This window comes from Myxococcus eversor (genome assembly GCF_010894455.1).
In the GTDB taxonomy this organism is placed as follows: Bacteria; Myxococcota; Myxococcia; order Myxococcales; family Myxococcaceae; genus Myxococcus; species Myxococcus eversor.
Genome location: NZ_JAAIXY010000011.1, coordinates 271637 through 297411, shown reverse-complemented (window position 1 = coordinate 297411; position 25775 = coordinate 271637). Strand labels below are relative to the sequence as shown.

General features: G+C 69.0%; 15 protein-coding genes and 2 tRNA genes. 7 read left to right on the top strand and 10 right to left on the bottom strand.

The genetic code is table 11. The features are described from left to right. The first annotated feature begins 9 nt into the window (after positions 1–9). Entirely contained in the window at positions 10–384 is a 375-nt protein-coding gene (locus G4D83_RS23350; RefSeq protein ID WP_163867014.1) for a DUF1330 domain-containing protein, read from the top strand. Between the two features lie 14 nt (positions 385–398). Here G4D83_RS23350 and G4D83_RS23345 read toward each other — a convergent pair whose 3' ends face one another. Next, positions 399–2066 (bottom strand): amidase, encoded by a 1668-nt coding sequence (locus G4D83_RS23345; protein WP_163867013.1) that lies wholly within the window; start codon positions 2064–2066, stop codon positions 399–401. A 109-nt stretch (positions 2067–2175) separates the two neighbouring features. Here G4D83_RS23345 and G4D83_RS23340 point away from each other — a divergent pair, with 109 nt between their 5' ends. Continuing rightward, entirely contained in the window at positions 2176–3234 is a 1059-nt protein-coding gene (locus tag G4D83_RS23340) for a patatin-like phospholipase family protein (protein ID WP_163867085.1), read from the top strand. 10 nt (positions 3235–3244) lie between these two features. Here the strand turns inward: G4D83_RS23340 and G4D83_RS23335 are convergent, their stop codons facing one another. The 6 genes from G4D83_RS23335 to murJ all read right to left on the bottom strand — a co-directional run bounded on the left by G4D83_RS23335 (position 3245) and on the right by murJ (position 16954). After that, positions 3245–5659 (bottom strand): cation:proton antiporter domain-containing protein, encoded by a 2415-nt coding sequence (locus G4D83_RS23335; protein ID WP_163867012.1) that lies wholly within the window; start codon positions 5657–5659, stop codon positions 3245–3247. A gap of 286 nt (positions 5660–5945) precedes the next feature. Beyond that, entirely contained in the window at positions 5946–12146 is a 6201-nt protein-coding gene (locus tag G4D83_RS23330; protein ID WP_163867011.1) for a myxosortase-dependent M36 family metallopeptidase, read from the bottom strand. 554 nt (positions 12147–12700) lie between these two features. Beyond that, positions 12701–12774, bottom strand: a tRNA-Met gene (locus G4D83_RS23325). Positions 12775–12842: 68 nt separating this feature from the next. Continuing rightward, positions 12843–12916 (bottom strand) — tRNA-Met (locus G4D83_RS23320). 97 nt (positions 12917–13013) lie between these two features. After that, on the bottom strand, positions 13014–14969 hold the full coding sequence (locus tag G4D83_RS23315) for a S1 RNA-binding domain-containing protein (RefSeq protein ID WP_163867084.1): 1956 nt from the start codon (positions 14967–14969) through the stop codon (positions 13014–13016). A 284-nt stretch (positions 14970–15253) separates the two neighbouring features. After that, positions 15254–16954: a murein biosynthesis integral membrane protein MurJ gene (gene murJ, locus G4D83_RS23310; protein ID WP_163867010.1), complete on the bottom strand. Its 1701-nt coding sequence runs from the start codon at positions 16952–16954 to the stop codon at positions 15254–15256. Positions 16955–17059: 105 nt separating this feature from the next. Here murJ and G4D83_RS23305 point away from each other — a divergent pair, with 105 nt between their 5' ends. The 5 genes from G4D83_RS23305 (at position 17060) to G4D83_RS23285 (ending at position 22442) form a co-directional block, all read left to right on the top strand. After that, a complete protein-coding gene (locus G4D83_RS23305) occupies positions 17060–17539 on the top strand; it encodes a ferritin family protein (protein WP_163867009.1) in 480 nt (159 codons plus the stop codon). 46 nt (positions 17540–17585) lie between these two features. Then, positions 17586–18455: an encapsulin nanocompartment shell protein EncA gene (encA, locus tag G4D83_RS23300; RefSeq protein WP_163867008.1), complete on the top strand. Its 870-nt coding sequence runs from the start codon at positions 17586–17588 to the stop codon at positions 18453–18455. Between the two features lie 25 nt (positions 18456–18480). Further along, positions 18481–19905: a sigma-54-dependent transcriptional regulator gene (locus tag G4D83_RS23295; RefSeq protein WP_163867007.1), complete on the top strand. Its 1425-nt coding sequence runs from the start codon at positions 18481–18483 to the stop codon at positions 19903–19905. A 75-nt stretch (positions 19906–19980) separates the two neighbouring features. Then, entirely contained in the window at positions 19981–21027 is a 1047-nt protein-coding gene (locus G4D83_RS23290; protein WP_163867006.1) for a peptidoglycan DD-metalloendopeptidase family protein, read from the top strand. A gap of 95 nt (positions 21028–21122) precedes the next feature. After that, a complete protein-coding gene (locus G4D83_RS23285; RefSeq protein WP_163867005.1) occupies positions 21123–22442 on the top strand; it encodes a hypothetical protein in 1320 nt (439 codons plus the stop codon). Between the two features lie 106 nt (positions 22443–22548). Here G4D83_RS23285 and rsmI read toward each other — a convergent pair whose 3' ends face one another. From rsmI to G4D83_RS23270, 3 genes are read right to left on the bottom strand one after another with little or no spacing between them, the layout of a single operon-like run. Continuing rightward, positions 22549–23379 carry a 16S rRNA (cytidine(1402)-2'-O)-methyltransferase gene (gene rsmI, locus G4D83_RS23280; RefSeq protein WP_163867004.1) on the bottom strand — a complete coding sequence of 277 codons (831 nt, stop codon included), beginning with the start codon at positions 23377–23379 and terminating at the stop codon, positions 22549–22551. Between the two features lie 9 nt (positions 23380–23388). After that, a complete protein-coding gene (locus tag G4D83_RS23275) occupies positions 23389–23766 on the bottom strand; it encodes a YraN family protein (RefSeq protein ID WP_163867003.1) in 378 nt (125 codons plus the stop codon). A 43-nt stretch (positions 23767–23809) separates the two neighbouring features. Continuing rightward, on the bottom strand, positions 23810–25711 hold the full coding sequence (locus G4D83_RS23270) for an AAA family ATPase (protein ID WP_163867002.1): 1902 nt from the start codon (positions 25709–25711) through the stop codon (positions 23810–23812). Positions 25712–25775: the final 64 nt, after the last annotated feature.

Here is a 25775-nt window from a genome sequence, read left to right as displayed (position 1 = left end):
GGAGGCACCGTGGCTGTCGATCCGCAGGGCACCGACGTTCAGCGCTTCATCCAGGAAGACCCCGGGGGGCCGCTGGTGATGATGAACCTGGTGCGGTTCAAGGAAGGGGGCCGGGCTTCGTTCGCGGAGTACGCGAGCGCCATCATGCCCTTCATGATCAAGGCGGGCGCGCAGCCCCTCTATGCGGGCGACGGCTCCACCGCGCTGGTCGCCGAGCCGGGGCAGACGTGGGACGCGGTCATGCTGGTGCGCTACCCGAGCCGCGCCGCGTTCCTCCAGATGGTGAACGACCCGGACTACCAGCGCTTCAGTCACCTGCGCACGGCCGCGCTGCACGAGGCGGTGATGCAGGCGACGCTGCCCTGGGCGGCCTCGCCTCCCTGAATCTGGCGTGTCCTTCAGCGCCCGGCGACGAGGCGCAGGTCCGCGGTGGGCACGAAGCCAGGCGGACGTCGGTGCCGCGTGGCCTGCTCATAGGCATGAGCGAGCTTGAGCAACGTGGGCTCGCTCCATGCTCGACCGATGAACGACAGCCCCACGGGAAGTCCACGCACGTAGCCCGCGGGCACCGTGAGGGTGGCATAGCCGGAGACGGCCGCGGGCGTGGAGCTGCTGCCCAGCCAGTGGTCTCCGTTCACCAGGTCGATGAGCCCCGGAGGCGCCTGCGTGGGCGCGACGAGCGCGTCCAACTGGTGCTTGCGCATCACCGCGTCGATGCCCTGCTCGCGTGACAGCTTGCGACTGGAGGCCAGGGCCTTGAGGTACTTCGCGTCGGAGAGCGAGCCGCGCGCCTGCGCCTGACGCAGCAGCTCCTGGCCGAAGTACGGCATCTCCACGTCCTGGTGCTCCTCGTTGAAGCGGATGAGGTCCGCGAGCGTGCGCAGCTTCGTCCTGTCCCCCAGGCTCGCGAGCCACGCCTCGGTTCCGGCCTTGAACTCGTACAGGAGGACTTCGAACTCGGGGTCATCCAGCTTGGGCGCGTTGGGAATGGAGGCCGGGTCCACGAGGATGGCGCCCTTGGACTTCATGACCTCCAGCGCCTGCTCCACCAGCGCGTCCGTGGCGGCGTGGTAGCCGAAGAAGCGCTCGCGTGCGACGCCGATGCGCGCGCCCTTCAGCCCGTCCGCGTCCAGGAACTTCGTGTAGTCGAGCCCCGTGCGGCCCTGGCTCGCGGCCGTCGCCACGTCGGCGGCGTCGATTCCCGCGAGCACGGTGAGCAGCGCGGCGGCATCCGCCACGGTGCGAGTCATGGGGCCCGCGGTGTCCTGGCTGTGGGAGATGGGGATGATGCCTGAGCGGCTGACCAGCCCCACCGTCGGCTTGAGCCCCACCAGCGAGCACGCCGCGGAGGGCGACACGATGGAGCCGTCAGTCTCCGTGCCCACGGCCACGACACACAGGTTCGCGGCCGTCGCCGCGCCCGAGCCCGAGCTGGAGCCCGAGGGCGACCGGTCCAGCGCATAGGGATTGCGACACTGGCCGCCGCGTCCACTCCAGCCGCTGGCGGAGCGCGTGGAGCGGAAGTTGGCCCACTCGCTGAGGTTCGTCTTGCCGAGGATGACGGCACCCGCCGCGCGCAGCCGCTCCACCACGAACGCATCCCGCGAGGGCACGGCGCCGACGAGCGCGAGCGAGCCCGCGGTGGTCTGCATCCGGTCCGCCGTGGCGATGTTGTCCTTGATGAGCACGGGGATGCCATGCAGCGGACCGCGCGCGCCCTTCTCCTTGCGCTCCTTGTCCAACGCCTGGGCAATGGCGAGCGCGTCCGGGTTCAGCTCGATGACGGACAGCAACGGCAGCGAGCCGGTGCGGTCCGTTGCCGCGATGCGCGCCAGGTAGCGCTCCGTGAGGCCGTGCGCGGTGTACTTCCCTTCCCCCATGCCCGCCTGAAGCTCGGCGATGGTGGTCTCCTCCAACTCGAAGGGACGGGCGGAAGGCGCGGGCTGTCCCTCTGGATTGCCAGAGGCCTCCAGGGAGGCCATGGCCGTGACAGCGGCCGTGCCACCGAGGAAGGCGCGACGACTCATTTCCCAGGAGCGATGACCGGGAGGCGTGGGCTTTTTCATGGGGTCGTGCGCAGTACAGCAGTGGCGCATGGCTTGTCGCAAGCGAGGCGGGGCGCACATGCGGAAGTCCCGCGCGACTCGCACGCACCTGTTACGGTTCCACACCGACATGGCCTCGAATCTGACGCTTCTGGCGGGACCTGACGCGCTGCGGCTCCTGCGCGCGCGAGGGCTGCGCGGGGATGACGTGGACGTCGTTCCTGGAGCTTCCGGTGGTCCCAAGTGGTTGGTGCTCGCGGGCTTGGATCGCGCCCTCTTCGGCGAGCTGTTCAAGGGGCGCACCCGTCCCCTGCATCTGATTGGAAGCTCCATCGGGAGCTGGCGGCTGGCGTGTCTGGCGCAGAACGACCCTGTGTCCGCGCTGCGCCGCTTCGAGGCGGCGTACATCGACCAGCGCTATCCACCCAAGCCCTCGCCAGCCCTGGTGAGCGAGACGAGTGAGCGCATCCTCGACGCGCTCCTGGGCGACGACGGGATGAAGGAGATCCTCCACCACCCCTGGGCGCGGCTGCACATCGTCACCGCGCTGTGTCGTGGCCCCATGGGCGCGGAGCATCCCCGCGTGCAGCTCCTCGGGTTGGCGCTGTGCGCCATGGGCAACGTGGTGAGTCGCAAGAGCCTGAGCCTCCACCTGCGCCGCGTCGTCTTCGACACGGCGGGCGACACCAGTCCGTTCAGGGCCCAGAAGGACCTGCCCTCCGTCCACCTGCCCTTGACGGAGGAGAACCTGAAGCCGGCGCTCATCGCCTCGGGCTCGATTCCGCTGGTGCTCAGCGGCGTGCGCATCCCCGGCGCGCATCCGGGCGTGTACCGGGATGGTGGCGTCATCGACTACCACCTGGACCTGGACTTCGGGCCCGGTGAGGGCCTGGTGCTGTACCCGCACTTCTATCCGTACGTGGTGCCCGGCTGGTTCGACAAGGCCCTGCGCTGGCGAAGGGCGAAGCCGGAGAACTTCCGGAGGGCACTGCTCATCTCCCCTTCCCCCGAGCTGGTCGCGAGGCTCCCCGGTGGCAAGATTCCGGACCGCGTCGACTTCGAGCGGATGACGGACACCGCGCGCATCCGCGCCTGGAACCAGGTGGTCTCCGAGAGCGAGCGGATGGGAGACGAGCTCCAGGAGCTCATCGCCACGGGCCAGCTCGCCGAGCATGTCCGGCCCCTCTGAGCGTGGCGCCTCAAGGGCGTGACGGTGGGGACTCGTCCTCCAACTGGACCTGGTCGACGTAGCACCAGCCCCAGTACTCACCGGGCTCCAGCGAGCGGATGAGCGGATGTGCCGTCCCGTGGAAGTGTCCCGTGGCGTGCTTGTTCTTCGAGTCGTCGCAGCACCCCACGTGGCCGCACGTCATGCACAGCCGCAGGTGCACCCAGGTGTCGTGGAGCTTGAGGCACTCCTCGCAGCCCTTCGTCCGGGCCCGCACGGGACGAAGCTGGTCCAGGTGGCCACACGGGCCCGTGCCTTCCTTCGGGTGGAACTCGATGGTGGCCTGCGGGTCGATGAGCTCCGCCGCCGTACGCGGCGTGGCGGGCGCGGGTGCCGGCAGGTCCACTTGGAGTCCCTCTGGAGGCGGCGCGCGGAACAGCTCGGCGCCGCGCTCGAAGACCGAGACGGAGCCCTTGAGGACCAGCTCGTCCCCCACCTCGAAGCGCGTGTGGGGACCCAGTTGCGACAGCAGCTCTCCGTCCCTTCGCAGCGACAGGACCTGGAACGGGCCGTCCGCGCGTTCAACCAACGCCTCCATCGTCATGCCCACGACGGGCGCACCGGAGCGGACCGTCACGCGCCGCGAGCCGAGGCAGTCATCCTCCAGCGCGCACACGAGCAGCGGCTTCTCCAGCGAGCCCGACAGGCGCAGCGCCGCGTAGCCCGAGCGCCGCACGGCCTCCTCGTGGTCTTCAATCTCCTCCGCCGACTGACGGTAGTCCTCCAAGACAGAGGACAGCACTGCCACCAGGCTCTCCAGTTCCTCGCACACGACGACATCCGCGCCGGCCGTGCTCATCGGCTCCACATCGGCGACGGTGCGGACGCGCGCCACCAGTCGCAGCGTGGGGTTCTCCATCCGCGCCACGGCCACCACGCGGTGGGCCATGGCGACCTCGTCGTCGACCACCATCAGGAGTTTGGCGCGTTGGACGCCCGCGACGCGCAGCGTGCGCTGACGCGCGTAGTCGCCGCGCAGCACCACCATGCCCTCGGCCTCCGCTTCGTTCGCCCCCTGGGGGCTCAGGGTGGTGACGAGGAACGGAACGCCCGAGCCGCGCAGCACGCGCGACAGCCTGCGCGCCCCGTCTCCATAGCCCGCGACGATGACGTGGTTCTCGAAGCGCGCGAAGGACTCGGCCGCCAGCGCCTCCGACTCGTCCGTGGTGGGGCTCTCCTGCGCCAGCGCGCTGCGCCCTCTGCGGGTGAGCCGACCGCCTGCCCAGATGCCCAGCCGGGACAGCGCCGGCGTGAGCACCATCAACATCACCGTGGCCGCGATGAAGGCCTGGGAGCCCGCGGGGACTCCCGCTGGGAACAGCCCCAGCTTCCGTCCGCTGCGCTCCAGCACGAAGGAGAACTCCCCCACCTGGGCCAGGAGCAGCGCGCTCTCCACCACCACGGGCGGTCGATAGCCGAGCGCCAGCACGCTGATGCCCGTCGTCACCGCCTTCACGACGAGCACCGCGACGATGGCCAGCAACACCTCCGGCAGGTGGGCCACCAGGAAGCCCACGTCGAGCAACATGCCCACGGAGACGAAGAACGTGGCGCTGAAGAGAATCTGGAGCGGGAGGATTTCTCCGAAGGCGTGCTCGCTGAAGCGGCTCTCGCTGACGACGAGGCCCGCGAGGAAGGCCCCCAGGGACACGCTGACGCCCGCGAGGCTGGTGAGGTACGCGGTGCCGAAGCACACGGCGATGACGGTGAGCAGGAACAGCTCTGGCGAGCACGTGCGGGCCACCACCTCCAGCAACCTGGGCATCAGCCGTCGCGCCACCACCAGCACCGCGATGATGATGCCGAGCGCCTTGGCGAACGCCCACACGAAGTGGAGCGGCGTGTCCCCCTTCCCCGCCAGCACGGGGACGAGCAGCACCATCATCACCACCGCGAGGTCCTGGAAGATGAGCAGCCCCAGGGACACCTGCCCCACGTCGGACGAAGTCCCGCCCCGGTCTCCGAGCAGCTTGAGGACGATGGCGGTGGAGGACAGCGCCACCAGGAAGCCAGTGAACAGCGCGGGCCTCCACGCCACGCCGAACAGCATCAAGAGCCCCATCATCCCCACGGAGGCCAGCCCCACCTGGAGCCCTCCGCCTCCGAACAGGAGCGTCTTGAGCCGGGACAGTTTCTCCAGGCTGAACTCCAGCCCGATGCTGAACAGCAGCAGGATGACGCCCAGCTCCGCGGCGGAGTTGACCAGCTCCAGGTCCTTCACCAGGGCCAGGGAGTTGGGGCCAATCACCGCGCCCGCGAGCAGGAAGCCGACGATGGGCACCAGCCGGAAGCGGTGGCCCACGTAGGCCATCACCGCGCCCGCGGCGATGAGGATGACGATCTCCTGCAGGAACGGCGGCGAGGAGGCGGAGGCGAGAGGGAACATGGACGGAAGGGCGGCGGTCCGACCGGGCCACACGCGAGCCGAGCCTGCCCCAGCATGAGAGTCCGCCAGCGCGACGCGCCCCGGATTCGTGCACCAGTCACCGTCACCGCCCCTCCCATGGCGCCGGAATGAGCAACGGCCGACACCCTCGCGAGAGGATGCCGGCCGTCTGACTTCAAGAGCACTCAGGACCGCTGAAGCGAGTGGAGCACCTCCGGGTCCGGGCCTGTGAGGCACCCGTCCCCGGAAGCGAACCGCCTCTCCGAGAAGAGAGGCGGCGGTCCGACTAGTTCAGGCGGCGACGACGGTGCAGCAGGCTGAGGAGCGCCAGGGCGAGCATGCCCGCCGGAGCACCCGCGCCCGTGGACGAGCAACCACCCCCATCATCCGGGGTGGCCGTGGCCTCCACCGTGACGCTGTGGGTGGCACCCGCGGGGTCCTTCACCGTCAGCTTGAACGTGAACGTGGCGCTGTCGTCATCCAGCTCCGGAACGTCCACGCTGAGCACCGCCTTGGTCGACTCGTTGAGCGTGACGCCCGGGCCGCCCGTCTGCTCCCACTTGTAGGTCAGGGCATCGCCATTCGCGTCGGTGGAAGCCGAGCCGTCGAGGGTCATCGACGTCTGGCTGCCATTGAGGATGATGCGGGCCTTGGCCACCGGCGCGGTGTTCTCCACCGGCGCCGCCGTCACGGTGATGACCACCAGGGAGGCCGTGCTGCTCGCCGCCCCGTCGCTCACCACCAGGCTGAACACCAGGTCACGCTCCGCCGTCACCGTCGGAGCGGTGAAGGAGGGCTGGGCCGCCGTGGCGTCGGACAGCGTCACGGACGGGCCGCTGACCTGGGTCCACGCATACGTCACCGCCGTGCCGTCGGCATCGCTGCTCGCGGTGCCATCCAGCGTCACGGTGGCGCCGGACTGGGCGGTAGCCGCCGCGCCCGCGTTCGCCGTGGGAGCACGGTTCACGTTGCGCACCGTCACCGCCACGACCTTCGTGGTGGTGGTCTTGCCGTCGCCCACCGTCACGCGGAACGTGAGTTCCGCGTTGGCATCCACCTCGCCCGCGTCGAACGTCGCGGTCGCGGTGTTGGCGTTCTGGAGGGTCACCGTGGTGCCCGTCAGCTGCGTCCACACGTAGGTCAGCGTGTCGCCGTCCTCATCCGTGGCCTCGGCAACGAGGGAGACAGTGCTCCGCTCGTCGGCCGTCACCGCGGACGCCGACACCACCGGAGCCCGGTTCGGAATGTTCGTCGGGTTGATGGTGATGACCACCAGGGAGGCCGCGCTGCTCGCGACCCCGTCACTCACGACCAGGCTGAACACCAGGTCGCGCTGCGCCTGCACCGAAGGAGCGGTGAAGGTCGGCTGGGCGGACGTCGCATTGGACAGCGTCACGGACGGGCCGCTGACCTGGGTCCACGCGTAGGACAGCGCGGTGCCATCGGCATCGCTGCTCGCGCTGCCATCGAGCGTCACGGTGGTGCCGGACACGGCGGAGGCCGCCGTACCCGCGTTCGCCGTGGGAGCACGGTTCACGTTGCGCAGCGTCACCGTCACGTCCTGGGTCGCCTCGACGGTGCCATCGGACACCGTCACGCGGAACGTGAGCTCCTCGTCGGCGTCCACGTCACCCGCGTCGAAGTCCGCGGTCGCCGAGTCGGCGTTCGCGAGCGTCACCGGCGTGCCCGTCAGCTGCGTCCACGCGTAGGTCAGCGTGTCGCCATCCGGGTCGGTGCCCTGGGCCACGAGGGAGACGGTGCTCCGCTCGTCGGCCGTCACGTCGGACGCCGTCACCGCCGGGGCGCGGTTCACCGGGTTGACCACCACGTTGACCGTGTCGCTGGCGGTGGAGCTGCCGTCGCTCACCGTCAGGCGGAAGGTCAGCGTCTCACCGGTCGCCGTCTCCGGCGCGGTGAAGGTGGCGATGGCCGAGGTGGCGTTGGTGATGCCCACCGGCGTACCGGCCGTCTGCACCCAGGTGTACGTCAGGGTGTCGCCGTCCGCGTCGCTCGCCGAGCCGCTCAGCGTGGCCACGGCGCGCTCGTCCACGGCACCATCCAGGCCCGCGTTCACCGTCGGAGCGCGGTTGATGTGCAGCACGTTCACCGTCACGTCCTGGGTCGCCTCGGCGGTGCCATCGGACACCGTCACCCGGAAGGTGAGGATGGCGGTGGCGGCCACTTCGCCCGTCGCGAAGGAAGCGTTCGCGGTGTTGGCACCGGACAACGTCACCGCCGTGCCGGACAGCTGCGTCCAGGCGTACGTCAGCGTGTCACCGTCCGCATCCGAGGCCGTGGCCGCGAGGGTGGCGGTGCTGCGCTCGTCGACCGTCACCGACGAGGCGGTGACGACGGGGGCGCGGTTCACGTCGTTGATGACCACGTCCACGGTGTCGTTCACGCTGACCTTGCCGTCGGAGACGGTGAGGCGGAACGTGAGCGTCGTGGCGAAGTCCACCTCGGGGGTCGCGAACGTGGCGGAGGCCGCCGTGTAGCCCGTCAGCGCCACCGGCGTGCCGGACACCTGCGTCCAGAGGTAGGTGATGCTGTCGCCGTCCGCGTCGCTCGCGGAGCCGGACAGCGTGAAGCTGCCACGCTCATCCGCGGAGCCGTCCAGGCCCGCGTTCACCGTGGGAGCGCGGTTGACGTTGAGGATGCGCACCGTCACGTAGTCCGTGGAGGTCAGGCTGCCGTCACTGACCACCAGGCGAAGGACGATGTCGCGGTCCGACGCCACTTCAGGAGCCGTGAAGGTCACCGTGGCGGTGTTGGCACCGGCCAGCGTGACCGCCGTGCCGGAGAACTGCGTCCAGGAGTACGTCAGGGCGTCGCCGTCGGCGTCCGTCCCGCTGCCCGTCACCGACACCGCGGTGCGCTCGTTGACGATCTGATCCGCACCGGCATTGGCGACCGGAGAACGGTTCAGACACACGTTGTCGTCCGCCGCCAGTGCGGTGAACGGGGTGTTGGTGATGCCGCTGAAGGACAGGTTGTCCAGCGCCCAGCCCGTCGCTCCGACGAAGTTGTCGGTACCGATGCGGAAGCGGATCTGCACCGTCTGGCCAGCGTACGTGGTGCCCAGGTCCAGGGTCGCGGGGTTGAGCGTGGGGAAGTTCGCGCTCGTGCCGACGATGGCCTGACGACCCTGCAGCGGGTTCAGCACGCCCGGGGCGGTATCCAGCACGCCGCCGTACAGCGGCCCGCCGATGTCGATCCACGTCTGACCGTTGTCATTGGTGAGCTCGATGACGGCACCGTCGTAGTTGAAGCTGGCGTCGTGCTCGAAGTCGTAGGCGTGGGTGAAGTTGACGATGAACGGCCCGGTGGTGCCCACCTGGAGCGGCGGCGTCCTCAGCCAGAAGTCCGTGGGGAACTCCCGGTTCTCGCCGAAGAAGGCGCGGTCGATGAACGCCTCGTCGACGTAGACGAGCCCGAAGTAGTACTCGGTGACGTCCGGCGACTCGCTGGACTCCAGCTCCCAGGGGAGCGTCGCGGGGTTGGACTGGACGGTCTCCGTGCGGCTGCTCTCCGGAACCTCGTCGTAGTTGGTCATCGCGGAAAGCGAAGCCACCACGTCGCCCGGAACCGCCTGGTTCTCATCGCGGAAGGAGATGATGAACTCCGCGACGGAGTTCGGGGCCGCGCCCGTCAGCGTCACGGGCACGGACACCGTCGTCTGATCGAAGACGGCGAGCTCCGGCAGCCGGACAAAGCCGCCGTTGGCGATGCTGACACCGCGGGTCGGGGAGAACACGGTGATGGAGCCATTGCGCGAGGGGTGCGAGCCGGTGTTCGCGATGGTGACGAGGATGCGGCCCGTCTCACCATTGTCGAGCACGCCGTCGCGATCACACGAACTGGCGGGCAGGTCGTCGGAGAGCGTCGCGCTCATCAGCCCCAGCGCGGGACCCGTGCGGAAGCTCTGCACCACACCCTCGTGGGTGGTGGAGACATAGGACGGAGCCACGGCGCCGACACCGGCACCGCGCTTGGCGAAGGCGACCCACATGCGCTCCGCATCCGCGGGGTCCACGGAATAGGCACCCGCGAGGACGGCGTCACGCGCTTCCAGGAAGGTCGGCGCGAACGGCGTCTGCATGTACCCCAGGACGATGTACCGCTTCATCCGGTCCTGGGCCTCCTGGAACGGGTGCGCGCGCAGCAGCGAGGTATATGCCTCCCACAGCATGGTGGCCCACACTTCACCGGAGTTGTGGACCTGCGAGTTCACGCTGGCGTTCGGGATGAGGGGCGCGGTGGTCGGCAGGGTCGCCGAGTTCGCGATGTGACCGAACGTCAGTGCGTTCTTCGCCATGTCGGACGAGTACGTCACGCGACGGATGCCGAAGAAGGCGCTGTCGGGTGAGCCATAGCGCGGGGCGAACTCCGCCGCGCCGTAGGCACCGTTCCAGTTGGCGTTGGAGGGGACGTTGATGTCCTCCGCCCGGGTCACCATGAGCAGGGCGTGGAAGTCCGCCCAGCCCTCGCCCATCGCGCGACCCTGGTTGTTGACCAGACCGCCCGCGTCGAGGACGAGGCGGTTGCTGATGTAGTGCCCCCACTCGTGCGCGACGATGATGTTGTCGACGGTGCCGTCCGGGCCAATGCTCGCCTCACGGACCAGGCGCACGTTGAGGCCCGGCGCGTTGCGGAGCAGGTTGCCATCCGCCAGGGTGATGCGCAGCGCGGGGATGGTGAGCGTGGTGGAGGCGCCGCCCATGTCCGCGACAGGGCCCGCGGCGTTGTCCGCGACGATGATACCCGTCGCCCCCGCGTTCTGCGCCATGGTGAGCTTGTCGATGAAGCCGCAGCCACCGCGGTCGACGAGGGCGATGTTCCCGGCCACCGCCGCCGCGTTGGTCAGCGCGGTGCAACCGTCCGTGGTGGACGGACCACCCGCGGTGACCTCGTCCAGCGCGATGACGACGTTGCCCACGACGTTGAACACCTGGGCGCCCATGCCCGACGCGATGCCGACGTTATAGTTACCCGCGACGTTGCCCGGAGCATTCACCGTCAGGCGCGCGATGCGCGGGCCGGAGAAGCGGTACATCTGCATGCGCGGCGAGGCACCATCCGCCGGCGTCAGCATGTTGGCGTTGTCGACGCCGCTGTAGTCCTGCGCCTGCGCCTGGATGGGGTCGCCGTCCTCGCCACCGCGGTCGAAGTTGTTGAGCTGCGCGTTGCCCGTCGACTCGTCAAAACCCGTGTCGTAGTACCAGTCGTGCAGCCAGTTGTTCATGAAGAACAAGCTGGTCGTCGCCGCGGCGATCTGCTCGGCGTTGGCGTTCGGCTGGATGTCGAACAGCATCGTCCGGTCGAACACGCCGGGGGCGGTGACGGTGGGGCGAAGGTCGCCCGCGCTGTAGTAGTCCGGCGCCACGAGGTCCGCGTACGCGTCCACGTTGTTGCCGGTGGTCACCGTGGCGCCGGCCGGCAGCCACGGGTCATTCTGGCTGTAGGGCGCGTTCTGCAGGGTGACGAGCGAGGGAGGAACGAACGGGGGACGCCAGCCGGTCGGCGCTCCGTCCGGGTGCGGCGTGGCGTTCGTGCCCGACGGGCCGTCGTGAGGCGTATACGGGGGTGTGGAGTCCGCGAAGACGCGGTAGCTGAAGGCGGCTTCCTCGCGCATGTTCTTGCGAGACAGCACTCGACCATCCACCGCGGAGATGACGTACGCGTACGCGTCCGAATCGACGCTGTTCTCGCGCCCGGCGATGACCTCGACGTAGTACGCGGGCACCAGCGCGTTCGGCAGCGCGTAGTAGACCTGCTTGGAGCGAGCCGGCTCCCGGAGGCCCTCATCCTGAGGACGCGCGTACGAGGCCAGGGTGTAGCGCGTGTAGCGCCCCGTGGGCTTCGCGCTCTTCACCTGCATCAGCAGGCTGCCGTCGAGCGCGGCGCCCGTGACATCCTGGAAGGCGGCGGCGATGGCGGACTTCGCGGACAGCTTGAACTGCAGGCGCTCGGGGACCGTGCGCGTCGCGGTGACGTGCTCGGAGATGGTGCCGGAGACGGACACCAGCTCGTTCTGCTTGTTCAGGAGCAGCCGGAGGCTCTGGCGAAACACCTCGACGCCGGAGATCTCCTGCGCCACGGTGACGACCTTGACGCCCGCGGCCAGCTCCTTGACGCCGGAGACGCGCGCGCCAGCCACCTCGAACGACTTCACGCCGTACAGCGTCGCGTAGTCGCCAAGCTGGGCGAGGGCCGCCTGCGCAGGCGCCATGCTGGCGTACTGCGCCTTCAGCTTGTTGTTCGCCTGAGCGCCACCGTTGGCCCAGAGGAAGCGGGGCGCGCCGGTGTGCTCGTCGCGGTGGGTGACACGGACATTCGTGTCGGCGTCCACCGGCTTGAAGCTCGCGGTGGTACGGCTCGCGGGCTTCGCCTCAAGGAATGCGTCGTAGTTCGGCAGCGTCCGGGCGAAGGAGCCGGTACCTGAAAGTACCAGCGCCAGGCCGGACAGCTTGGCAACCAACCTTCTCACGTGGGGGTGCTCCCATGGGATTGCGCGGGGTGGGAGCCGCCCGGGAGACCCGATACGTCGCTTTCCGACAACCTCGCCGGAAGTTCAGGTCTGTTCTGATTGGCTCCCAGGTGACAATTTGTCACCTGTTGGAGAGATTAGTGCCATTACTGGTGTAAGTTGAAAGGCGACATCGCGGTTATTTCTACGATGGCGGGAGATTTCCGCATCCACGAGAGACCGGGTCTGAAAAATGCCCTGTCAAATCAGGTGGCTACAGTGTTCGTTGGCCACATTCCAGTGCTGGCGGACCTACCCGGGTTCCCTCGTGTCAAGCCAGACACGACGCGGAGTCCGTGCGGGAGTCGGGCCCCTGACAGTCCGCCTCGTGAGCGGCCGCCCTGCCCCGCCTGGAGCAAACCCAGTACGTGAGGCGCTGGCGCGCGGCGAGCGGATGCAGGAGCGCGGCGACGATGGAGCGCACCAAAGAGAAAACCCCGGCCACCATTGCTGGTAACCGGGGTCTTCAACCTTGCGGCGCTTTCGAAACCAGACAGGCATCGAAAGACACCAAGTTGCGGGGGCAGGATTTGAACCTGCGACCTTCGGGTTATGAGCCCGACGAGCTACCAGGCTGCTCCACCCCGCGCCATGTTGTGTCTGCCTATAAACACCAGAGGCCCGGCTTTCTATTCTCCGGGCCTCTGGCATTCCTAATTGCGGGGGCAGGATTTGAACCTGCGACCTTCGGGTTATGAGCCCGACGAGCTACCAGGCTGCTCCACCCCGCGTCAGCGGCGAGGGAGGTAGTACCGCCCCTCGCCGTGGACTGCAACATCTATTTCCCACGAACCCGAACACGCTTCAAACATGTTCGGGCGCGGTGAATCACTTGCCGAACTTGCTGAAGAGATCAGCGAGCGTGCCGAAGCCCTTCTTTCCAGCGGCGGCGCCCTGCGGCTGCTGCGTCTTCTGCCACTCCTCCACCTCGGCGCGCTCTTCGGCGCGCACCGCGGCGGTGACGGACAGACGAATCTTGCCGGAGGCGTCGATGTCGAGAATCGCCACCTTCACCTCCTGGCCGAGCGCGTAGTGCTTGCGCAGATCCGTGCCGCGCTCGGTGCCCGTCTCGCTCGCGGGGAGCAGACCCTTGCCACCCGGGAACTGGAGGAACACGCCGTAGGGCTCGATGCGGTCCACCTTGCCCACCACCACCTGCCCCGCCTTGGGGCGCGGCGCGGCCGGAGCCGAAGGCGCGGACTTCTCCGCCGCCACCGGAGCCGTACGCTCCTCGGGAGGACGCTGCGCCTCCTCCTCGGAGATGCGGCGCAGGCCGATGCGCTTTTCGTTCACGTCGATCTTCTCGACGGCGACCCAGATGGTCTCCCCTTCCTTCACGACGTCGCGCGGGTGCGCGATGCGCCGATCACTCAGGGCGGAGATGTGGACCAGGCCGTCCACGCCGGGACGCAGCTCCACGAAGGCGCCGAACTGCTGGAGCCGGACGACCTTGCCCTGCAGGCGGTCTCCCTCCTTGATCTCGGAGATCGCCTTCTTGAACGGGTCCTCCTGCCGCGAGCGCATGGACAGCGTGATGCGCTCCTTCTGCTTGGTCTTGTCGGGCGAGTTGGGCTGCGCGGGCTCCATGCGCAGGATCTCCACCTCCACCTCGTCGCCGGACTTCACCACGTCGCTGGGGTGACCCACGCGCGTGTACGAGAGCTCGGAGACGGGGATCATTCCCTCCACGCCGCCCAGGTCCACGAACACGCCGAAGTCGCGCACGCCGGAGACCTTGCCCTTGACGATGCTGCCCTGGGCCAGGTTCTTGCGCGTCTCCGAGGCGAGCTGACGCTGCTCGTCCTCGAGCAGCGAGCGGCGCGACAGCACCACGTTGCGGTCACGCACTTCCGTGACGCGGAACTTGAGCTTCTCGCCGATGAACTGGTCCGGCTTCTCCACGTAGCGCAGGTCCAACTGGCTGATGGGGCAGAAGGCGCGCTGGTCGCCGATGGCGACCTCCACACCGCCCTTGTTCACGCTCAGCACCATGCCCTCGACGGGCATGCCGGAAGCGCGAGCCTCGGCCAGCATCGCCATGGACGCGCTGCCCTTGGCCAGCGCACGGCTCAGGACGATGCCCTTGGCGCCCAACTCGATGACGTGCGCCTCCAGGCTGTCGCCGACGCCGAAGCGCAGGATGCCCTCGTCGTCCTTGAGCTCGCGAAGCTCGATCATCGCCTCGCTCTTGGCCGAACCCTCCAGCGACACGAACGCGGTGTCCGCGCCGAGCTGGAAGATGGTGCCCTTGACCTTCTCGCCCAGGCGCACGCCTCGACGACCCGGAGTGCCCCCCTCCTTGGCCTGCGCCTCGAACATCTCGGCGAAGGACTCGGATTCAGGTTGCTCCTCGTACAGCGCCGTGGAAGGCGCCGGCGTCGGCGCGACAGGGCGCGGCGTCGGAGTCGGCGTGGCACCGGAGGCCTCGGCGGCGGCCGTGGTCGCCTCCGCGGTCGCGGTCGCCTCGGCGGGCTGATCACCCACCGGACCCCGCGTTTCGATGGCACCCGAAGCCCGCTTCACGACGACCATGGGACCGGACGGACGGCGCTCGCCGCCACCACCGCGGCGCTCGCCGCCTCGGTCAGCACCCCGCGGACGGCGCTCCTCGCCGGGCGCTCCTCCCTCGGGGCGCGGCTGCGCACCGCGTCCCTGACCGGGACCGCCGCGCTCGCCTCCGCGACCACCGCCGCCGCCGCGACCTCCCTCGCCACGGCTCGCGCCGCCCGAAGGAATGCCGAGCATCACGTCGCCGAAGGTCGCCTTCGGCTTCTTGGGGCCCATTCCGCCAGGACCGCCCGCATTGGAACCGTTCTTCTCGTCGCTCACTGCCGAGACCTTCCTGAGACGAAGTCAGCCCAGACTTCCCGTGAAGCCGGAGCCCATGAAAAAGGCGGCGCACTCTACACGCGCGCCCTGTCGGGAGGAAGCCCCGATGACACGCACGTGGTCCACACCGCCACCTGGACCCTAACGAAGAGAGCCCATTACGCCTTCCCTTCCGACACCTGTTTGCACCCCCAATCAAAGCCTGCCTGCCCCGTCAGGAGCCGAGCAATGGCGCGGACTTAGCGCTTGCGCTGCAGGCGGCCAGAAACCTTGCGGAACACCGCGCTGGCCTCTGGAACGCCGAGCGCCGCGGCCACCGCGAAATAGATTACTCCCATCGGGAGGGCGACGGCGACGAATCCCAGGATGGGATGCAGCGCGGGGGGGGCGAGGAAGGCGCCACCCCACTCTTCTTGTACTCCGGGCATGGGACCCAGCACCGAGGCAAGCCCCAGCTTCACCCCCAGGGCCACCACCCCGCCGATCACCGCCGCGCCCCACAGCCGGGGCAGCAACCCCGAGGGCACGCCCACCCGGCCCAACTGTCGGGAGAGCTTGCGGCGCAGGAGGGTCGACTCCAGCCAGGCCACCATGCCGCTGGAGAGCGTGAGGCCGAGCGCGCCCAGTTCGGGGGGAAGCCCCAGCCACTCGGGCCCGTGAAGGCCCAGGGCCCAGGCGCCCAGCGAGCCCAGCGCCACGCGGACGATGGCGAAGCGCAACGGCGTCTTTGGATCCTTCAGCGCGTAGAACGCGGAGGCATAGAGCCGGCCCACGGTGGCGGCCACCAGCCCCACGGACGCGCCGATGAGCAGGTACCAGAGGTAGCGCGAGTCCGCCGCGCTGAAGCGGCCCGTCTGCAGCAGCGCCGCGGCGACCATGTCCCCCAGGAAGAAGAAGGCCGCGGCCGAGGGCACCACCCAGAAGGCGATGCGCCGCGCGCCCGCGTCGATGCGCGCCCGAAGCTTCGCGACGACCTCTTCCCGCTCGCCGTCCGCCGCGCGCGCCATCTCCGGCAGCTCCGCCGCGGACACCGCCATGCCGAAGAGGCTCACCGGGATCAGATAGATGGTCTGCGCGTAGACCAGCGAGGACATGGCCCGCCCGGAGATGAGCGTGGCGAAGGCCGTGTCCACCCACGCGCTGAACTGCACCACGCCTCGCCCCAGGACGACGGGCCCGAAGCTCTTGAGCACCTGGCGCACCGGCGCCGCCACGGTGGAGAGCGACGGCCTGAAACGCCCCAGGAGATTGAGGACGCTGGGCACCTGCACCGCGAACTGGAGGAAGCTGCCCGCCACGACGCCGTAGGCGAGCAGCTCCACCAGTCGCTCCTCGCTATACCGGCCGCCGAGCACCAGCAGCGTGAGGATGATGGCGCCGTTCCACACGACGGGCGCCAGGTACGACAGCAGGAAGCGGCGGTGGCTGTTGAGGATGCCCAGACACCAGGCGCTCAGGACCAGGAAGCCGGTGCCCGGGAAGAGGATGCGCACCACGCGGATGGCCAGCTCGCGTGAGTAGCCCTCGAAGCCCGGAGCGATGAGGTCCACGAAGAGCGGGGTGAAGAGCATGCCCGCGCCCACGAGCAGCGCGGTGGCCAAGGACAGCAGGCCGAACACCGCGCCCGCCACCCGGTCCGCCTCCTCCGTGTCCTTGCGGCCAAGCAGTTGGGCATACACCGGAATGAACGAGCCGGAGAGCACGCCCTCGCCAAACAGGTTCTGCAGGAAGTTGGGGATGCGCAGCGCCGCCTTGAAGATGGCCGCGGCCGCCTCGTTCCCCAGGTAGTGCGCGAAGACGCGCTCGCGCACGAGCCCCACGAGCTTGGAGGCGAGAATGCCGGTGGCCACGAGCAGCGCGCCTCGGCCGCTGGAGCGCTCGGACCGAGGGGGCGAGGCGGTGGGAGGCGGCGGGGAAGGCTCGGGCACGGAGGCGGTCACGAGCGGCGGACTCTACGCGTGACGTCAAGTGGCATGAAGCAGGAAACCCACCGGGCCCTGTTTCTCTTGACGGTGCCCCCGGCGCATTGCAAGGGTCCATTCCCAATGGCCGATACCCCGGACAGCGACCTGGACGACGTGGCGCGCATCCGCCGCGTGCTGGCGCGTGAGCTGGAGACCATCAACGAATACGAGTCCTTCGCCCGGGCCGCCACCCACCCCGAAGTGAAGGCGTTCTTCCTCCACCTGGCGACAGAGGAGAAAGAGCACGTATCGGAGGCGGTCCACATGCTGCGCATGCTCGACGCCAGCCAGGACACCCGCTTCACCAGTCCCATCGCGGCCGGGCACTTCCAGCAGGCCGTCGCCAGCACCGGCACACCTGTCGCGGCCCATTCGCCCTCTCCGCCTCCACCGCCGACGCCGAACGTCATCAACGGCCGGTCCCCGGTGGAGCCGCTCACGTCCCTTCCCCCGCAGCGCCTGATGTACGGCCTGCCCGCTCCGCCGCCCGCCGTGGAGTCCCATCCCCTCACGGTGGGCTCGCTCCGCCGGAGTGGTGGCGGTGGCGGCAGCAATCGCTGAAGCGTTCCTTCCCTCTTCTCCTTGTTGAGTATCTGGAGACTGTTCGATGCCTGACTTCCTTGGACATGCCGAGAACCCGCTCCGTGAAGAGGAGTGGGCGCGCCTGAATGAGACCGTCATCCAGGTCGCGCGGCGCTCGCTGGTGGGCCGCCGCATCCTCGACATCTACGGTCCGCTGGGCGCGGGCGTGCAGACGGTGCCCTACGACGAGTTCCAGGGCGTGTCCCCGGGCGCGGTGGACATCGTCGGCGAGCAGGAGACCGCGATGGTCTTCACCGACGCGCGCAAGTTCAAGACCATCCCCATCATCTACAAGGACTTCCTGCTGCACTGGCGCGACATCGAGGCGGCGCGGACGCACAACATGCCGCTGGACGTGTCGGCCGCCGCGGGCGCCGCCGCCCTGTGCGCGCAGCAGGAAGACGAGCTCATCTTCTACGGCGACGCGAAGCTGGGCTACGAGGGCCTGATGACGGCCAACGGCCGGCTCACCGTGAATCTGGGCGACTGGACGGTGGCGGGCGGTGGGTTCCAGGCCATCGTCGAGGCCACGCGCACGCTCAACGAGCACGGCCACTTCGGCCCCTACGCGGTGGTGCTGTCGCCTCGGCTCTACTCGCAGCTGCACCGCATCTACGAGAAGACGGGCGTGCTGGAGATCGAGACCATCAAGCAGTTGGCCGCCGACGGCGTCTACCAGTCCAACCGCCTGCGCGGTGACTCGGGCGTGGTGGTGTCCACCGGCCGCGAGAACATGGACCTGGCGGTCGCCATGGACATGGTGGCGGCCTACCTGGGCGCCTCGCGGATGAACCATCCGTTCCGCGTGCTGGAGGCCCTCCTGCTGCGCATCAAGCACCCGGACGCCATCTGCACCCTCGAGGGCCCCACCGCGGCGCCGGCCCCCCGTCGTTAGTCCGGCCCTCGCGCGCCCTGCTCCCATGGCCAAGGTCCTGGTGATCGACGACGAGGCGAATCTCCGCAAGGTGCTCGCCGCGATGCTGCGCCGGGATGGCTTCGACGTCACCGTCGCGGAGAACGGTGAGCAGGGGCTCGCCGAGTTCCACAAGAACGGCGCCGACATCGTCGTGACGGACCTGGTGATGCCCAAGGTGGGCGGCATGGAGGTGCTCAGCAACGTCCGCGCCGCCAACCCGGACGTGCCCGTCATCATCATCACCGCGCACGGCACCGTGGACTCGGCCGTGGACGCCATCAAAGCGGGCGCGTTCGACTACATCACCAAGCCCTTCGACCAGACGGAGCTGTCCGCCGTGGTCGCCAAGGCCGCCAAGACGAACGAGAGCGCCCGCCGCTCCGTGCGTCCGGACCTCAAGGCGCGCGCCGCCATCATCGGCGATGCGCCCCAGATGCAGGACGTCTACAAGGTCATCGACAAGGTGGCGGACACGCCCTCCACGGTGCTCATCACCGGCGAGAGCGGCACCGGCAAGGAGTTGATCGCCACCGCGCTGCACGGCGCCTCCAGCCGCCGCGACAAGCCGTTCATCAAGATCAACTGCGCGGCCATCCCCGCCACGCTGTTGGAGAGCGAGCTGTTCGGCTACGAGCGCGGGGCCTTCACCGGCGCCGTCACCTCCAAGCCCGGCCGCTTCGAGCTGGCCGACGGCGGCACGCTCTTTCTGGACGAAATCGGGGAGATTCCCGTCGAGATGCAGGTGAAGCTGCTGCGCGCGCTCCAGGAAGGCGAGTTCGAGCGCGTGGGCGGCATCAAGACGACCCGCGTGGACGTGCGCCTCGTCGCCGCCACCAACCGCGACCTCCAGGCGGAGATTGAAGCGGGCCGGTTCCGCAAGGACTTGTACTACCGGCTGGCGGTGGTGCCGCTCACCCTGCCGCCCCTGCGCGAGCGCCGCAGCGACATCCTGATGCTCGCGCGGCACTTCGTGGACAAGTACAACCGCCGCCTCAACAAGAAGATCGAAGGCATCGCCGACGAGGCGCTCGCGCTGCTCCAGGGATACTCGTGGCCGGGCAACATCCGCGAGTTGGAGAACCTCATCGAGCGCGCGCTGCTGTTCGCGGACGGGCCGCTCATCACCGCCAAGGACCTGCCGGACCCCGTCCGTCAGGGAGCGGGCGTCCAGCCGAGCCCCGTGTCGTCCACCCCCACGCCGAGCCTGGAAGTTCCCACGGGCGAGGTGGGCCTGAAGGACATCGTCCGGATGAAGGCGGCGGAGCTGGAGCGGGACCTCATCGTCAAGAAGCTGGATGAGACGGGGGGCAACGTCACCCGGGCCGCGCGGCTCCTGCAGATCAGCCGCAAGTCGCTGCAGACGAAGATGAAGGAATTCGGCCTGCGCGACTCCACGCCAGACGAGCAAGAGGACGGCCCCGAGGATTGACCCTCGGCAGGCGGAATTCCTCGTCGCGGGCGCTGGTTTTCGCGCCCGCCCACTCTTTTCATTCACGGAGCCAGCATGCGGCCGAACCTTCCCACCCTCGGTGCACCACCCAAGCGCAGCCCCATCGGGCCCGTGGTCGCCGTGTCACTCATCCTGGGCGGCGCCGCCGGGGGCGTGTGGTGGTGGAAGCAACGGATGGCCAACGCCACGGGCGAGGCCGCCGTTCATCAGCCCGTCGCGGAGGCCACCGGCCCCGTCGATGCGGGCGCTGTCGCGGCGGCCGCGCTCACCGCGCCCGTTCCCGTGGACCCGGTGAAGGCCGCGGGTCTTGAGCGCGCGTCGATGCGCATCGACGGCCCGCTGGAGACGGCCATCAACAGCGCCGCGGGTGCGGACGTGGGCCCTGCCCTGGCGCAGGTGGTGACGCGCACGCTGGTGTGGTGGGTGGCGGTGCCGGGTGAAATCCTGCGCGGCGACACGCTCGACGTGCTCTTCCAGCGCCGCCCCAACGAAGAGCCCCTGGTGCACGCGGTGCGCTTCACCAGCGCCAAGCTGGGCAAGACGCTGACCGCGTATCGCTACCAGGCGGGAACCGAGGGCGCCGCCCGGTACTACCTGTCCACGGGCGAGGAACTGGAGCTGCGCCTGGAGAAGTCGCCGCTGGACGACTACGAGCAGGTGACGTCGCTCTTGCGCGATGGCCGGCGCCACAAGGGCGTGGACTTCCGCACCCCGGTGGGCACGCCCGTCAAGGCGCCCTTCGCGGGCGTGGTGAAGCGCAAGAACTGGAACTGGGGCAGCAACGGCAACTGCCTGGAACTGGTGGAGGCTGGGGGCCGTGGCCGCCGCGCGCTCTTCCTGCACCTGGACGAGGTGGGCAAGGACATCCACCCGGGCACGCGCTTCAACGTGGGTCAGGTCATCGGCCGGAGCGGCAACACGGGCCGCTCCTTCGCGCCTCACCTGCACTACCAGCTGATGACCCAGGATGACCGGGTGCTGGACCCCTTCGACCAGCACAAGACCTACCGCCGCACCATGGCGGCCGGCCACAAGACGGGCTTCGATGACGAGGTCCGGCGCCTGGAAGGGCTGCTCGGAACCTCCGTCGCGGGGAAGTAAAAGCAACCCGATTCTTGACACTCCTTCGACGGCGCGGCTAGCTGGAAGCCCCCGGGCTTGCCGGAAGGCCCGGTCGTTTCGCCGTCGGAGGTCGGATGCACAGGCTTCGCGCCGTACTCGCCGCGCTTACACTGGGCGCGCCGTTCGCCGCCAGCGCGGCGGACATCACCCGGATCGCTTCCTCCTTCGAGGAGGACGATCCGTTCGACCTGTTCATCGACGTCGGGTTCGAACGTACGCAGACTCGCGCCAAGATTGTCCGCGAGCAGCTCGCGCCAGCGGGCACGCCTCCCAATGAGGATGGCTCGCCCGCCACCCGCGGTGATGCCGCGGAGCTCTGGTACAAGGGCGTGGATGCCCGCCTCAACCTGAGGCTGGCCATCGGTCTCTACAAGGACCTGGAGCTGTCCTTCCTGCTCCCGCTGGTGTTCCAGCAGAACGAGCGGTGGGACTTCACCTCCCAGTCGTCCCGGGAGACGTCCACCATCACCAACAACTGCGTCAACGCGGATGGCTCGACCATCCCGGGATGTCTCTCGGACCCCGCGAACCTCGGCGCGCCCCTCTTCGGCGTGCCACAGGAGAGCTTCCGGGGCGGTCTGGGCAACCTCCACTTCGGCCTGGCCTACGCCTTCTTCAACCAGGCGAATGACGACACCAAGCCCACCTGGATTGTCGGCATCGACTACGAGGCCCCCACCGCGAAGGTGCGGGATCCGAGCGTGGACACCACGAACTCGGACGATCGCGGCAACATCGGCGACCGGGTCCACAAGTACCAGATCTACACGGCGTTCTCGCGCCGCATGGGCGTGGCCGAGCCGTACTTCAAGGCCAGCTACACCATCCCCGTCCGAGGCCCGCTCTTCTATTCGAACTGCGACCAGCGCAACGCCAACCCGCCGAACCTCGGCGCGCCCGGCAACTGCGGCACGGGGCCGTGGAACCGCAAGGAGACGGGCATCAAGGCGCCCGAGATGCTGGGGATGACCGCCGGTGTGGAGCTGGTGCCGTTCGACCGGCCCCAGAAGCACCAGAAGTTCACCCTGGACCTGCGGGCCATCGGCAACTACGTGGGCTCCGGCCGGTACAACAACGAGCTGAGCGCGGCGCTGCGCAAGCTGCTCACCTCCGAGGACTACTTCCAGGTCGGCGGCATGCTCGGCGCCACCGCGAGCGCGTCGGACGCCTTCAAGATTCGCGCGTCGGGCACGTTCCTCTACAACACGGACCACACGCTGACGAACGAGGAGCTGGGCCAGGACCTCGACGGCAACGGGCAGGTCGACACCGCGCCGGGCTCACCCGAGCTCAACCCGACGTTCGACTGGCGCTACGACCTGGTCTCCCGTCGCTTCCGTGCCGTGGGCAGCACGACGTTCCGCTTCGACCTGAGCGCTTCGTTCAACTTCTAGCGACAGGCCACACCCGGGAGGCGCGGCATGCACCGCCTGCCCTCCCGGTGCCGCGACGGCGGCGACCTGGGCTCCAGGAAGGACCCTTCCTGGAACCCGCGGCGATTCACCGCTTCAGCGACAGCCCGAGTCGGTAGACGTCCTGTCCCGACCAGCCCGCACGACGCGCCAGCTCGGTACTCAGCGGCTTGAGCTTCTCGCCGCGAGCCAGCCCCTCCTCGAGTCCGCGCTTCAGCTCCTCCTCGGACCAGCGGCGCTCTCCGGTGCGGCCCTCCACCAGAACCACCACCTCGCCCCGAGCCTCTTCCGTCGCGTAGCGCGCGGACAGCTCCGACAGCGGGCCCCGCACGAACTCCTCGTGCAGCTTCGTCAGCTCACGGGCCACGCACGCTCGGCGATCTCCCCAGGCCTCTTGCAGGTCCGGGAGCGTCTCTCCCAGACGGCGAGGAGACTCGTAGAGCACCAGCGTCGCGGACAGCGCGGCCACCTCCTCCAGCATGGCACGCCGCTCGGCGCCCTTGCGGGGCAGGAAGCCCAGGAAGTGGAAGCGCCCCGTGGGGAGCCCCGACGCGCTCAGGGCCGCGACGAGGGCCGTGGCACCTGGAATGGGCACCACCGTCAGCCCTCGCTCCAGGGCCTCGGCCACCAGCCGCTCGCCAGGGTCGCTGATGGCGGGGCTGCCCGCGTCCGTGACGAGCGCGCAGTCATCCCCTTCCGAAATCCGGTCGAGGATTCGCCCGGCCCGCTGTCCCTCCGCGAAGGCCGGCAGGCTCACCAGGTCCTTGCCGCCAATGCCGAAGTGGTCCAGCAGCACGCGGGAGTGCCGCGTGTCCTCGCAGGCGATGAAGCGCACCGCACGGAGCGTCTCCAGCGCGCGAGTCGTGATGTCACCCAGGTTCCCGATGGGCGTGGCCACCAGGTACAGCGTTCCAGCCATGCCTTCCCCTTACATGCCCGCATCGAAGGCGCCGGGAATGTGCTCCACGGTGGCGCGCTCTCCGCGCCCCACCACCGAAATCACGTCGAAGCGCATCATCCGCCCACGCAGGTCATGAGCGAAGAGATAGTGCAGCGCCGCCTTCACCACCCGACGTTGCTTGGCGAAGGACACGGTGTGCGCGGGGTCTCCCCACACGGCCGAGGAGCGCATCCGCACCTCGACGAAGCACACGGTGTCCTCGCGCTCCGCCACCACGTCCAGCTCGCCGTAGCGACAGGGCCAGTTGCGAGCCCTCACCACCCAGCCCCGCGCCTCCAGGTACCGCACCGCCACCGACTCCGCCTCGTCCCCGAACTCCCGCCGCACCCCACGCCCCATCCCCATACCCCCACGGTCCTCCTCCATGGAGGACACCTTCTACATCGGACTACACGTTAACCGTGCCGTCCGACATCTGGGCGAAGCCTGAGTGCGGGGTGACGTGGAGCACCTGCGTCAGCGTGCCCAGGTGCTTCAGCATGCGAGCGATGAGCGGCAACTTCACTTCCTCGACGCCGGCGAAGACATCCTCGAGGACGAAGGGCCGCTTCACGCGAGCGCTCCCCTTCTCCACCACCGTCATCCGCAGGGCCAGGTAATACATGTCCAGGTCCTTGGGCGGAATCTCGCCCACCGGCACGCGCTTGCCGCTCGCGAGCGCGAAGGCCCGGCCCTCCTTGTCCCACTCGACGCCCTGGTAGCGGCGGTCCGTGAGCGCGGTGAGGTACTGGACGCAGCGCTCCTTGAGCATCGCCTGCACGCTCAGGATGTCGGTGGTGAAGATGTCCGCGGCCTGGGCCAGCAGCGCCGGAGACGGGTCCTCCAGCGGCTCCGCGGGCGCGGGGGCCCCATCCGGCCCGGCGGCGGCGGGCGGCGGTGGCGCCTTCGCCAGCGCGATGGACTCCTTCACGCGGCCCAGCTCTCGCTCCACCTCTCGCATGTCGCGCACGTAGGAGCCCTTCTGCGTGAGCTCCGCGTTGAGCGCCTCGAGCTGATCCTTCAGCGTCTGTCGCTGCGTGGACGCGGCCAGGAACTCCGGGTCGGCCTCCACGCCCGCGAGCTGATCCTTCAGCTCCACCACGCGAGCGGCCAGCAGCTCCTTGCGCTCCAGCGCGGCGGGAATCTCATCCAGGCTCTCCACGCCGAGCGCCTTCTGGGCCATGCGCACCGGCGCGGCGTCGGCCTCGAACTCCTCGTGGATCTTCTTCTCGCGCGAGTCGAAGCGGCCTTCCTTGCTGCCACGCTGCGAGGTCTTCTGGATTTCGTCCACGTAGCGCAGCGCGAGCAGCGCGGAGAAGCCGAAGGCCGGGATGTCCAGCAGCGCCAGGTAGCGGAACATGCCGTCGATTCCAAAGCCCAGGCCTACGCCCAGGCCCAGGAACAACACGCCCACGGCGATGCCCGCCCAGAAACCACGGTCCTGGGTCAGCGGCTCCACCGAGGCCGGAATCTCCGCGGCGTCCGCGTCCCGGTCCGCCCCGAGTCGAGCCAGCGCATCGTCCCGCTTCGACACCGCCTTGGGGAAGCGCTGCACGCGGTTGAGGATGTCCTGGGGAAGCCCCAGCGTCTGCGGCGTCGGCGCGGCCCGCCACGCGTTCTCCGCGTCGTTGATGGCGGCCTTCAGGCCCTCGGTGCCCTTCAGGCGCTGGTCCGCCTCGAAGATCTGCGAGGACAACCCATCCACCTTGAACTGGAGCGCATCCACCTCGCGCGCGGAGACGAGCTCCGCTTCCAGCGCGCGCACCTTCGCCTCGGACGCGGCGATGTCCTCGGAAGGCGCCACGGCGGACGCGGACGCGAGCGAAGGGAACTTGCCGGACGTCTTCGGATCCACGCCGGCCTTCGCCGCGGCCTTGCGCGGACGTCGTGACGGCAGCTGCCCCAGTTGGAGGCAGTAGAGCTGCTCGAAGGTCGTCCTCGGAGGCAGCCCCACCTGACCTCGGAGGAACTGGTTCATCTCCGACGCGTCCGACGACACCAGCTCCGGCTGCTGCGTCGTCTTGTTCAGACGGTGCAGCGTCCCCGAGCCACCCAGCTCCCGCAGCACCCGGTACGTGGCGCCGTCGACTCCCTGGAACGTGAGCGCGGCCTTGCCGGACTTCGCACCGGGAGCCACGAAGGAGGCGTCTCCACCGCGACCGTCCGCATAGAACAGCGCGAGCAGGAGCCCCGCGAACGGGCTCGCCTCTGCCGAGGGCGGCTTGAGGACAAGGTACCCGGACTTCAGCGCGAAGCGGCCCGCGGGAGTGAAACCCCGGACATTCTGGACGGCGACCTCGACGAATTGCATGGCCGGCGCATGTTACCGCGAATGAAAAAAGGAGCGCCCGGGATCGGACGCTCCTTCTTTACGA